General features: G+C 39.3%; 13 protein-coding genes. 12 read left to right on the top strand and 1 reads right to left on the bottom strand.

Annotated features, from left to right (window positions below):
* The first annotated feature begins 64 nt into the window (after positions 1-64).
* The 12 genes from AKG39_RS20080 to trpS all read left to right on the top strand — a co-directional run bounded on the left by AKG39_RS20080 (position 65) and on the right by trpS (position 10,693).
* Positions 65-226, top strand: coding sequence for a hypothetical protein (locus AKG39_RS20080; RefSeq protein WP_160316181.1), 162 nt, complete (start codon positions 65-67; stop codon positions 224-226).
* Complete coding sequence (locus tag AKG39_RS11990) at positions 216-968, top strand: SigB/SigF/SigG family RNA polymerase sigma factor (RefSeq protein WP_050740643.1); 753 nt, start codon at positions 216-218, stop codon at positions 966-968. Before AKG39_RS20080 ends, AKG39_RS11990 begins: the two co-directional genes overlap by 11 nt.
* 271 nt (positions 969-1,239) lie before the next feature.
* Positions 1,240-1,650, top strand: a complete 411-nt coding sequence (locus AKG39_RS11985; protein WP_050740642.1) for an ATP-binding protein — start codon at positions 1,240-1,242, stop codon at positions 1,648-1,650.
* A gap of 300 nt (positions 1,651-1,950) precedes the next feature.
* Positions 1,951-2,712 carry a sigma-70 family RNA polymerase sigma factor gene (locus AKG39_RS11980; protein ID WP_050740641.1) on the top strand — a complete coding sequence of 254 codons (762 nt, stop codon included), beginning with the start codon at positions 1,951-1,953 and terminating at the stop codon, positions 2,710-2,712.
* 460 nt (positions 2,713-3,172) lie between these two features.
* The gene (locus tag AKG39_RS11975; protein WP_083439527.1) at positions 3,173-3,655 is read left to right on the top strand and encodes an ATP-binding protein; all 483 of its coding nucleotides are present in this window, start codon (positions 3,173-3,175) and stop codon (positions 3,653-3,655) included.
* A gap of 341 nt (positions 3,656-3,996) precedes the next feature.
* Entirely contained in the window at positions 3,997-4,416 is a 420-nt protein-coding gene (locus AKG39_RS11970) for an ATP-binding protein (protein ID WP_050740640.1), read from the top strand.
* Between the two features lie 520 nt (positions 4,417-4,936).
* Positions 4,937-5,098: a hypothetical protein gene (locus tag AKG39_RS20075; protein ID WP_160316180.1), complete on the top strand. Its 162-nt coding sequence runs from the start codon at positions 4,937-4,939 to the stop codon at positions 5,096-5,098.
* On the top strand, positions 5,088-5,840 hold the full coding sequence (locus tag AKG39_RS11965; protein ID WP_050740639.1) for a SigB/SigF/SigG family RNA polymerase sigma factor: 753 nt from the start codon (positions 5,088-5,090) through the stop codon (positions 5,838-5,840). Before AKG39_RS20075 ends, AKG39_RS11965 begins: the two co-directional genes overlap by 11 nt.
* A 140-nt stretch (positions 5,841-5,980) precedes the next feature.
* On the top strand, positions 5,981-8,059 hold the full coding sequence (fusA, locus tag AKG39_RS11960) for an elongation factor G (protein ID WP_050740638.1): 2,079 nt from the start codon (positions 5,981-5,983) through the stop codon (positions 8,057-8,059).
* 197 nt (positions 8,060-8,256) lie between these two features.
* Positions 8,257-8,835, top strand: a complete 579-nt coding sequence (locus AKG39_RS11955; protein ID WP_050740637.1) for a xanthine phosphoribosyltransferase — start codon at positions 8,257-8,259, stop codon at positions 8,833-8,835.
* Positions 8,836-8,855: 20 nt separating this feature from the next.
* On the top strand, positions 8,856-9,665 hold the full coding sequence (locus AKG39_RS11950) for a glutamate racemase (protein ID WP_050740636.1): 810 nt from the start codon (positions 8,856-8,858) through the stop codon (positions 9,663-9,665).
* Between the two features lie 23 nt (positions 9,666-9,688).
* Positions 9,689-10,693: a tryptophan--tRNA ligase gene (gene trpS / locus AKG39_RS11945; RefSeq protein WP_050740635.1), complete on the top strand. Its 1,005-nt coding sequence runs from the start codon at positions 9,689-9,691 to the stop codon at positions 10,691-10,693.
* A 102-nt stretch (positions 10,694-10,795) separates the two neighbouring features.
* On the opposite strand, the gene AKG39_RS11940 is transcribed toward trpS, so the two are convergent.
* Positions 10,796-12,349 carry a diguanylate cyclase domain-containing protein gene (locus AKG39_RS11940; protein ID WP_050740634.1) on the bottom strand — a complete coding sequence of 518 codons (1,554 nt, stop codon included), beginning with the start codon at positions 12,347-12,349 and terminating at the stop codon, positions 10,796-10,798.
* Positions 12,350-12,697: the final 348 nt, after the last annotated feature.

Genomic DNA, 12,697 nt, shown 5'->3' with positions numbered 1-12,697 from the left:
GATGGCAATCACCATTGTTGGGTCCGAATTTTTTGTGATCAGAGTTTAATAAAAAAGGGATGAAATGGATAATCTAAAATTGATCCAATCAACAAGCCAAAAATATGTGAATCACTCAAGACTGACCGTTGCATCGATGCTAGCTGCAATTGAAATTGTAAGTGAAAAGGGAGTAGAAACCTGTATCACAATGATTGAAAACCGGGCAATTTCCAATGAGATATGAAAGAAAGTTCAGTAAGGAAAAGGCCAGGGAATTATTTGTTGAATATGAAAAAACCCGGGATCGGGAGCTAAGAGATCGATTAATTGAAAATTACCTTTATATTCCCAAAATTCTTTCCAGAAAATATGGGCACAAAAATGGTGACAATGAAGATATTTTCCAGGTGGCGTGTTTAGGCCTGATGTATGCGGTAAATCGTTTTGATACAACCAGGGGCTATGAGTTTGACACCTTTGCCACACCCACCATTGTTGGTGAAATTAAACGGCACTATCGAGATCGTGAGTGGTTGATTCGCATTCCCAGAAAAATTCAGGATCTGAATCGGGAGGTCAATCAGACCCGAACGATGCTTGAACATCAGCTGATGCGCTCGCCCACGATTACAGAAATTGCCAATGAACTTGAAATTTCCGAAGAAAACATTATCAAGTCCATGGAAAGTAATAATGCCTATTATCCAAAATCATTATCCATGGAATATGAAAATACCGGAGAGGGCAAACAGGTCAGTTTGATGGATTTATTGGGAACGCCGGATTATAATATGGAGAACGTTGAAAACATTGATATGTTGAAGAAAAAAATTCAGGCCCTGAATCCCATTGAAAAAATCATCGTGGAGCAACGCTTTTTCAGAGAAAAAACCCAAAAGGAAGTTGCTTTGCTGATTAACAAATCGCAGATGACTGTCTCCCGTATTGAGAAGAAGGTCATGGAAAAACTCAAAGAAGACCTTTAATACTTTGATTCTTTATTAAACATAAATGTTCATTTATTTAATCTTTTGATAGCATATTTCATTAAAATGCTATAAGATAAGACTAGCATTAAATGAGCAGAAGAAATATTTCTATTGTTAGAGATCTTAGCACAGTTCAAAAATGCTACAGAATCCAGAAGCATCTGGGATTTGCGGCATTTTTTCTATTCGTGTGATCTTTTTCGGTGAGTATAATTTGTTTTACGGTCTCAATATTTCAATTAAGGAATCATAAGAAAGAGGGATAAAAATGGACAGAATTAAATTAACATTGCCGGCCGACCAGAAATATGTAATTCTGGCAAGGCTGACCATTGCATCATTGGCAAATAATATGGGTTTTTCCATTGGGGACGTGGAAGATCTGAAAGTGGCATTAACTGAAGCATGCACCAATGCAATCAGCCATAACACCGATCCTGAAGCAACTTATGAATTATCGTTTTTTGTTGGGATAAAGGAATTAACCATCACTGTGACGGATAAGGGCCTGGGTTTTGAACCTGATACCGTAAAATTGCCCGGGGAAAGTGATGATCCGGCAGGTAGTGGATTTGGTCTTTTTATTATCAAAACACTAATGGATACCGTTGAAATCACAAGTAAAAAGGGACTGGGCACAACCATCACTATGGTTAAGACCCTACCTGTTGATAAATAGGGAAAGGGTCTCTGTTTGAGGTTGAAGACAATGCATTGTGACAAACCTGAAAAGTAAGTCCTAGAGGACAATAGTAAATCGTAGTCTGCTGCATGCGCGAACAGACTACTGATATTTCCATTGTCCCTTGGACTGGTTTGTCAACAAATTTTCACGAACGCTGTTTATTAACAGCGATCGTTTTTTTTTACTGGATTAATTCTCTGGAATGTTGTAGAATAACAGCATCATCAAAAAGTGTTTGATAATTTATTGAAACGCATTCGCAAAAATGTAAAGTTGATTACAAAGGACGTGCCCATGAGATACGAAAGTACGATTAGTAAAAAGGATGCAATGGCATTATTTGCCAACTACAAAAGTACCCAAGACAAAGAAATAAGAGATAAATTATTTGAAAATTATATGTATATACCCAAAGTTCTTTCCAGAAAATATGGTCGAAACAATGGCGATGATGAAGATATTTTCCAGGTAGCATGTTTAGGTCTGCTGTATGCAGTGGAACGATATGACGCAACCAGGGGTTATCAGTTTGACACCTTTGCCACACCCACCATTGTCGGGGAGATTAAACACTACTATCGGGATTATGATTTTTTGATTCGAATTCCCAGAAGCGTTCAGGAGCTAAATCGAAAAGTTAATCAGGCACGGGCCAAACTCGAACAACAGCTCATGCGATCGCCATTGATTTCAGAAATCGCCGGTTATCTGGATATTTCAGAAGAAAGAATTATCGAATCCATCGAAAGCAGTAATGCGTATTATCCAAAGTCCCTATCAATGGAATATGATAATGGCATAGATGATAACGCCCTTACCTTAATGGATTTACTCGGTAAGCCGGATGATAATTTGGAGAACGTAGAGAATATCGATTTCTTAAAGAAAAAATTCAAGCGACTTAATGTCATTGAAAAATTCATATTTGAACAGCGTTATTTTCATGAAAGAACCCAGAAAGAAGTCGCCTTTATGATTCGAAAATCTCAAATGACCGTCTCACGCATCGAAAAGATTTTTATGGAAAAAATAACGAAAGAGTTTAAATGCGACTAAAGACTACATTTGTGTTAATGAATTCATTTATTATGCTCAACAATACATACATGTGTTTACAACAAAGTAACTCTTTTTAAGGGGAAAATACCAGACGAAGTGCTGTTTTTTATTCAAAAATTGAAATGATTGTTTCCGAAATAGAAAAAAGATATGTAAATGCGTAAAGAATGATTAAAATCAAGGAATAATTTTTTAAATACAAAAATAAATTAAATATCGCTAATATTTTAGTGGATTATTCATAAAAAATAGTGTAAAATAGCAGCTGAATATAATAAATTTTCTAAAAATACTTGTATAAAACAAGTTTATTTTAATACAATGTAATGAAATTAAACCTTCAAAGGTGCTGGAAGTCCTGGCATCTTTACGTAATTTTACAGAGAATCGTAAAAACAATTGATATTTTGTTTTTAAAATTAATTTAAATAATAGAAAAAAATGAAAGAGGAAAGAAATGGAAAGAATTAAATTGGTATTGCCGGCAAACCAGGAATATGTGAGTCTGGCAAGACTCACCATTGCATCGGTGGCGAGCAGCATGGGGTTTTCCATTGGAGACGTGGAAGATTTGAAAGTGGCTGTATCAGAGGCCTGTACAAATGCCATTAGCTATTGCGTATTGCCTGAAGCAACTTACGAATTAAGCTACGGTGTTGGTGAACAGGAGCTGACAATCACGGTGACGGATACCGGTGTGGGTTTTGAGCCTGATCTGGTGAAATTACCCGGCGAAAATGAAGACTCATTAGGAAGTGGCTTTGGTCTTTTTATGATCCGAACACTAATGGATACCGTTGAAATTGCGAGTAAAAATGGCGTTGGCACAGCCATCACCATGGTTAAGAAGCTGTCATCTGATGATAGCAGTTGCATGGATCTTCCAAATGCATCATTTTGCGAGACAATGAATAAACGTGTTGCAATCGCAATTGCCTGATGGAAATTCCTGAAAAACAAAGACTTTAAGCTCGCACATAATTTCGTAAAAGAAATAAATTTCATAATATTTTAGTAGATTTTTTATCTAAAATGTTATAAAATAGCATCAGAAAATTAATAAAATTCAAATACGATGTTTGAATGTGTCAAAACCGGTAAAATTTATTCTGCATTGGTCAAAGAAAGGGGCAAATGCTCTTACTAACCAGTTGGGATAATACCAGTTATGCTGCGTTTTTGAGTAGGTGTGATGTAATACGATTATGCCTAATTGTGGTGATTTTCCGCATTGGATTTGAATTGTTTTTTAAATATTTTATTATAAAAAAAGGAGCGTAAATGAACAGGATTGAATTGAGTCTGCCGACAAAGCACGATTATGTGAGTCTGGCAAGATTGACCATCGCCTCCGTAGCGAATAACATGGGTTTTTCAATAGGTGATGTCGAAGATCTGAAAGTGGCTGTATCAGAAGCTTGTGCAAATGCCATTAGCTTCAGTATGACCACTGAGACAACTTATGATTTAACCTATAGTGTCGGCGAAAAGGATTTGACGATCACGGTGAAGGATACCGGCGAGGGATTTGAACCCGATATGCTATTAAAACGACCTGATAATATTGGCGACCCATTGGGAAGTGGCTTTGGTCTTTTTATTATTAAATCCTTAATGGATAACGTTGAAATTGTCAGTGAAAAAGGAATCGGCACTTCGATTACCATGGTTAAGAATCTACCAACTGTGTATAAAATGTAACAGAAAATATAGTTTTTATAAACTACTATTTAAGAAAATGATCACTTTATTCAAAGTGGTCATTTTTTTTCTGCACTGAAACATAACTTTCAATCACATTGACACACAGGTATTTATATTTTTGAAACGAATAAAGATTGTTACTTGTGTGTCAATAGCCGTTTTTGCAAATATTTTAGTGGATTATTTCCAGAAAATATTGTAGAATAGCATCAACGTTATATATTCGATCAGGAAATTACAGTAAGTCAAGACAGAAGATCAAAAAGAAACAAATAAGCTTAAGATGGCATTGAAAGGAATAATAAGCTATTTAACACAGGTTTTTCCAAGTTATCAGACCGGATAAAAGTGCTACATTGGTAAAAAATATCTTGAAAAATTGGGACACAAAACAAAGAAATACCAGACAGTACAAATTAACTGTGGTGTTTTTTTGGTGACTCTAATTTATTCTACAATTAGCCCAATAGGGGCCGGATTTTTTGTAATCAAAGTATGATGGAAAAGAGGGATGAAAATGGATAAAACTAAATTAATCGTTCGAACTGGGCAAGAATATGTGAGCGCTAAAAGACTGATCATTCCATCGAAAATGGCTGCAGTTGAAAATGCGAGTAAAGAGGGAGTGGATACCGCTATCTTCATGATAAAGAATCCACAGAGTACATATGAAATGTGAAAACAAAATTAGTAAAGAAGAAGCTAAAAAATTGTTTGTCGAATATGAAGAAACAAGAGATCGGGACATACGGGATCAATTAATTGAAAACTATCTTTATATTCCCAAGATTCTTTCCAGAAAATACGGACATAAAAACGGAGACAACGAGGATGTTTTTCAGGTGGCCTGTTTAGGTCTCATGTATGCCGTAGATCGCTTTGACACTTCCAGGGGTTATGAGTTTGATACCTTTGCCACCCCAACCATCATTGGTGAAATTAAACGCCATTATCGCGATCGTGAGTGGCTGATTCGTATTCCCAGAAAAATTCAGGAGTTGAACCGCGAAGTCAATCAGACTCGGACAATGCTGGAGCATAAGAACATGCGAACACCAACAATTTCGGAAATTGCCCTCCACCTGGAAATTTCCGAAGAAAGTATCATCAAGTCGATGGAAAGCAATTTTGCGTATTATCCCAAGTCTTTGTCAATGGAGTATGAAAGTGGCGGAGATGGAAAAGAAGTTTGTTTAATGGATTTACTGGGAACACCGGATAATAATATCCAGAATGTAGAAAATATTGATCTGTTGAAAAGAAAGATTGAGGCTCTTAACCCCCTTGAAAAAATCATCGTCGAGCAACGTTTTTTCAGAGAAAAAACTCAGAAGGAAGTTGCTATGATTATCAATAAATCGCAAATGACTGTTTCACGCATTGAAAAAAGGGTCATGGAAAAAATTAAAGAGGATTTATAAGTGGGAACGACGCCTGCATTTGGACAACGATGTTTATTTTGTTAATCTTTTAGTGGATTATTTCATGAAAATATTATAAAATAGCATTACGACTAAATAAAACCAATTTCGCATTGGCAAAATAAGCGAGGGGAAAGAGCATGAAAACGTATCCAACAAAAAATATCCGCAACATTCTTATTCTGGGCCATGGGGGAAGTGGTAAAACGACCCTGACTGAAGCGTTGGCATTCAACGCAGGTGCTATTGATCGAATGGGAAAAATCGATGAGGGAAATACCTTGTCTGATTTTGATCCGGAAGAAAAAAGACGAAAATTTTCAATTTCTTCTTCCATTGTTCCGCTGGAATTTGGTGGGCATAAGATAAATATTATCGATGTACCCGGCTATTTTGATTTTATTGGGGATGCATACGCCGCTCTTCGCGTAGCTGACGCCGTGGTCATTGTCGTTGATGCGCTTTCAGGGGTACAGGTCGGTACCGAAAAAGCCATTGAATTACTGGAAAAAGCTGATGTTCCGGCATTTATCGTTGTTAATAAAATGGACCGGGAAAATGCGACCTTTGCCAAAGTAATGGATCAGTTAAAAGTTACCTTTGGAAACAAGGTAGTACCTTTTGAATTACCCATGGGCGAAGGCGAGGAAATGCACGGCGTAGTTAATATCGTTGATATGACAGGTAGCGAACGTAAAGAGAATCGTTGTTTTGACGTAGTTGTACCTGATGAAATGAAAGCCGATTTGGAGCCATTTCGTGATATGATTATGGAATCTGTCGCTCAAACCAGTGAAAGTCTCATGGAAAAATACTTTGAAGGAGAAGAACTCACCCGCGATGAGATCCATCAGGGCATTCGCCTTGGCGTCATACAAGGGGACCTGATACCAGTTCTTTGTACTTCAGCCGTTCAAAACATCGGCGTTGAAACCTTGGAAAATATGATCATTGAATACTTACCATCCCCAGGGGAAGGCAAGTCGGAAATCGGGAAAGACCCACGGGACTTAAAAGAAATTGACAGAGAGTGTTCCAATACAGAGCCATTTTCAGCATTGGTATTTAAAACCATCGCTGACCCATACGTGGGCAAATTATCAATTTTCAAAGTGATGTCCGGAGTTTTGGATCATTCCATAGAAATTTATAATGCTTCACGAGAAATCAGAGAAAAAGCCAATCACATTTATGTGCTTCGTGGCAATAAGCAAATTGAAGTGGAAAAACTGGAAGCAGGGGATATTGGTGCCTTTTCAAAATTAAGTGAAACAGTAACCGGAGATACCTTATGCATCAGTAAAGCACCCATTATTTATGATAAAATTGAATTGCCGAAGCCAATTATATCCATGGCCATAGAACCTAAAACCAAGGCAGATATCGATAAATTGGCCACCGGTCTGCATCGCCTGGTTGAAGAAGATCCGACCATGACCGTGTCCCGAAACAAGGAGACTAAACAGACCCTGGTTTCAGGCCTGGGAGAAATGCATCTTGAAATTATTTCTCAAAAGCTCAAACAAAAATTCGGGGTTGAAGTCAACCTGGTACCCATGAAGATACCCTATCGTGAAACCATTAAAAAGAAAGCAACCGCCGAAGGCAAACATAAAAAACAATCTGGTGGAAGTGGACAGTTTGGACACGTATATATCGATTTTGAACCGGGTGATACACCCAACGATCCATTTTTATTTGTTGATAAAGTTGTTGGCGGATCCGTTCCCCGTAACTTTATTCCCGCCGTTGAAAAAGGTCTGGAAACTTGTATGATCGAAGGTGTTTTAGCAGGTTATCCCGTAACCGGGGTTAAAGCCACCCTTTTTGATGGTTCCTACCACGCCGTGGATTCCGATGAAATGTCCTTTAAAATGGCGGCTACCCAAGCCTATCGAAAAGGCATGAAGGAAGCAACACCAACACTTCTTGAACCAATTTATCACGTCGACATTATTATTCCCGAAGAATACATGGGCGATATTATGGGCGACTTAAACAAAAAACGCGGTCGGATTATGGGAATGAATTCCATATCAGCCGGAAAACAGCAAATTCTGGCAGAAGTACCCCTGGCAGAAATGTTTAAATACGCCACCGAACTGCGGTCCATGACCCAGGCCAGAGGCGAATTCACAATGGAATTTGTCCGTTACGAAGAAGCCCCGGCCACTATTTCCGAAAAAGTTGTAGCCGCCGCTCAAAAAGAAAAAGAATAGATCAAAACCAGAGGCGGAAAGCAATTTCCGCCTCTTATTTTGGAGAAAATAGAAAAGTGAGTCCTGGGGACAACGAATTACCATTGTCCCCAGGACGGTTATACAAACTTAAGCTGAGCAGAAATTCTCGGCTTTTTTTTATTTAAAAACATGGGGAGTATGTTATAATATAAAAATTAGCGTAAAAGGAGATACAGATGGAGTTGTTAAAAGAAAAGATACGAAAAGAAGGACACGTCAAAGGCCAGGGGATCTTAAAAGTGGATTCATTTTTAAATCACCAGTTGGATGTGGCACTTTTCGAAGAAATGGGTAAAGCTTTTGCAAAGCGATTTGCCGGCCAGGGCATCAATAAGATATTAACCATTGAAACATCAGGAATTGCCATTGCAACCAGTACGGCACGGTATTTTGATTATTGCCCGGTTGTTTTTGGAAAAAAATATGTTTCATTAAATTTAGATAGTGATATTTATTCCAGTGATGTATATTCCTATACAAAACAACAGTCCTATAAAATTATGGTTTCTAAACAATATTTAAATGAAAATGATCGCGTCCTCATTATTGACGATTTTCTGGCAAACGGAAAAGCCGTTGAAGCATTGATGGATGTGATTAAACAGGCTGGCGCCACACTTGTTGGTGTTGGTATCGCCATTGAAAAAGGTTTCCAGAATGGCGGAGCACTCCTTCGCGAAGAAGGCATTGCATTGGAATCCCTTGCAATTGTTGACGAAATGAGCGAAGAAAACGGAATTGTGTTCCGGGACTAATCAGGAAAGAAGTGAAAAACATGCAAAAAAGTGGACCTATTGGTCTCATTGATTCGGGCATCGGCGGTTTTACAGTTTTAAAAGAGCTTCAAATGCGACTGCCCAATGAAAACTACCTTTATTTTGGGGATTCCAAGCGGATGCCCTATGGCGAAAGAGAAAATGACGAATTGATTCGTCTTGGCAATGCAATTATTAAAAATTTGGAAGAGCAGGGGGCTAAGGCGGTGGTTCTTGCCTGCAATACCCTGTCATCCATTATTTCAGAATTTACGTCAAAGGTTCCCGTGTTCAGCGTTATCGAAGCAGGCGTACAGGAAACAATTTCCTGTCGTGATCTGGGATTGGTGGGATTGATTGCCACCACCGCTACGGTCAAAAACAGAGGATATGAAAAAGAACTGGACCTTTGGAACACCCAGATTGAATACATTGCCCAGGGAACCCATACCTTGGGAAAAGTCATTAACGATGGCCAGGGCGATCTGCAAATCTTAAAAAGCAATATTCGGGAAGCCGTGGAGCCCATCCTCTTAAAGGGCCTCAAAAGAGGGGTCATCATCGAAGATCTGCTCCTGGGCTGCACCCATTTTCCCATCGTCGCCGGAACCATCAGGCAGATGTATCCCGAACTGAATCTGATTAATCCAGCAGATGGATTGGTCCGCCAATTGGAAAAGCACCTCCAGGAAACCGATTTTTTCAATTCCAGAGAATCAATGGGCACCACCCAGATCCTCACCACCGCAGACTATGACATCTTTGAAACAATGATCAACGAGCTAGAACTCAACTGCAATAGCCTGGAAATGACAGAACTAAACATTTAGCATAGAGAAAAGAGGAGAAGACAATGGAAACACCGGTAAAAAAAATAGTATACAGTGGCATCCAGCCATCCGGAACCTTTACCATCGGCAATTATTTTGGAGCAATGAGAAACTGGGTCAATCTTCAGGAGGATTACCGGAGCGTTTTTTGTGTGGTGGATCTCCATGCCATCACCATGCCCCAAAATCCCGAGGAACTGCGACGACGGACCTATGAGTCCATCGCCCTGCTCATGGCCCTGGGCATCGACCCGGAAAAATCGATCCTGTATGTTCAGTCCATGGTTCCCGAACATTGTGAACTAACCTGGATCTTAAACTGCTGCACCTACATGGGCGAACTAAGCCGAATGACCCAGTTTAAAGATAAATCTCAGAAACAGGGAGAAAATATTCGCGTCGGTCTTTTTGATTATCCGGTATTAATGGCTGCGGATATTTTGCTGTATCAAACCGATTTAGTACCGGTTGGCAATGATCAGCGTCAGCATGTGGAGTTAGCCAGAGATATAGCCATCCGCTTTAACCAGCAGTTCGGTGAGACCTTTAAAGTCCCCGAAGCGTATTTCGGAGAATCCGGAGCCCGGATTATGAGCCTCCAGGATCCCACCAGAAAAATGTCCAAGTCCGACGAAAATACCAACGGTTTTATTTCATTGCTGGATGACCCCAAAAGCATTGTGAAAAAATTTAAACGGGCAGTTACCGATTCGGAAATGGATGTCCATCACGACCGGGAAAATAAACCCGGGGTTTCCAACCTAATGGAAATTTATGCCTGTGCAACCGAAAACAGCCTTGAAGCGATTACCGCAGAATTTGCGGGTAAAGGGTATGGCGATTTTAAAAAGACCGTTGGCGAAGCCGTGGCAGAAAGCCTGCTGCCTGTTCAAAAGGACTACCAGCGATTACTAAAGGAAACCGATTATCTGAATCAGATCATGCGTACCCATGCCGAAAAGGCATCCATGATGGCCTGGAAAACTCTTGCCAAAGCCAGAGAAAAAGTCGGCTTCGTAACCGTCTAGATAACACCGGTCAGCCAGGACTCACTTTTTAATTTACTTAAAGTAAAAATCCCCAGTCTTCATTTTGGAAGACTGGGGATTTTTAACATTCGTTTTGCTTTTTTATTGCTGATCCGGAACAAGGGGAATGATTAATAAGAAGGTGGCGATGAGTTTTCCGACATAGGAAATGGTTTCAATTTCCTGTTGGGTCCACAGCCGGTTGGTGTCGCATTGGTCAAAGCCGATAAAACCCTTGAGGCTGTTCTTGGCGATAATGGCAACCTGGAGGGTGGAGACAATCTGCTGGGATTCCATAAAAAGAGAAAGATCGGGATCTAAAGCGTTAATATCCGCACAATAAAAGATAGCATTTTCATTGAATTGATTATAATAGGCTTTAAAATGTTCAAAGGATAAGTGATGAAAAGCTTCCTTTGCCGGTGTTGCACTTTGGCCGCACCATTCGTAAATATCCGAAAAGCTATGATCGTCCGGGGCGTTTTTTAAAAAATAGCACCGACTGACATTAAAGCGGTCGCCGATAAGTGCGAGAATGAGGTCAATGCTGATTTTTATATCTCGGGATTGATACAGGATATTAAATAAGTAGCTATGAATTTCAAAATGCTGGTAGGTCTCATCAGAATCGATGGTGGTGTCTTGCCGTTTAGGTAGCGGCATATTAAGACGCATGGTTTCGATTTCATCATAAAAAGAGAATTGATCTTTGCCCAGCTTTTTGGCATAATAAAGGGCGGTGTCCGCATGACCGTAAAGCTCGGAAAAGGTGTTGCCCTGATCGTTGTAAAGGGCAATACCGATACTACCGGATATGGAGTAGTCTTTATTGACACCGCTAAAGGTTTGTCTGAAAACAGCGCAGATTTCTTCGGCTTTTTCTTTAATCAAAGCTTTGGTATGAATATCTTTTAGAAAGACCACAAATTCATCCCCGCCAATTCGGCCAACAATGTCCGCTGCGCGAAAGAGCTTTTTAATCTTGGTGGAAATTTCCGTGAGTACCACATCACCAAATATATGGCCTAAATTATCGTTTACAGATTTAAAATCGTCAATGTCAATCATGAGTAACGCATGAACATTCAGGGGGTTGTTTTCTAGATAATCATCAATAAGCTCCTGAGTGGTCACCTTGTTATAAAGCTTCGTAAGCGGATCCAATTGAACTTTTATTTCCAAAGCATTGAGCCTTCGTTTTTCCAGATCAATGTCATCGATCAGGCCAACAGCTTTATAGACAATGCCAGTTTCTGAAAAAACAGGGCTTGATTGAATACGAACCCAAAGATAAGTGTCGTCGGCTTTTTTTTGACGGTATTCGAGGCTGCTTTTTTTCTCTGATAAATAGGTATTCAGAACCCAGTTGTTATAGCTGGATAAATCTTCGGGGTGAATAATCTGTGAGATAAATAAGGGGGCAAGACTATTTTCAGGAGGTTCGTAACCAAATTTTTGCTTGTACTGGTCTGAATAATGAATCTTATTTGACGTAAAATTCCATTCGTAAAGAATATCATCGGTTTGTTCCAGGATAATCCGATAACGTTCCTCCCGGATCGTCAGAATTCTTTCTCGGTGATTAGCTTCAGTAATGTGTTGGGCACTTGAATCTGCCTTAAAGTAGGAAGTGGTTTTATTTTCAGATTTTTCCATAGAATCAGCTCCTTTGCATTTCTTTATTAAGAATCGCATAAAATATTTAGTCGAAAATAGTGGCATAACTATGTTATTATAATACAAAAGCAAAAGATATGACAGAAGAATCCACTAATTGTCAAAAAAGCAAACAATCGAATAGATTATTTTAAATAGGTGATTACGAAACTATCGTGAGCTTCGCTGCCAGCTTACACGAAACAATTTTTACACTCTACGTCGGACACTCTCCGAGATGTCCGCCTCGACGTTACAAAATTGTTTGTGAAAACTGACATCAAAGCAACAATTGTTCGATTCTTTTGAGTTTCGCAATTACCTATTAAATCGGTAAAGAACATGTCT

Source organism: Acetobacterium bakii, from assembly GCF_001263355.1.
GTDB lineage: Bacteria > Bacillota > Clostridia > Eubacteriales > Eubacteriaceae > Acetobacterium > Acetobacterium bakii.
Note: the sequence above shows the minus strand (reverse complement) of the source record. Positions and strands in the feature narration are given on the sequence as shown.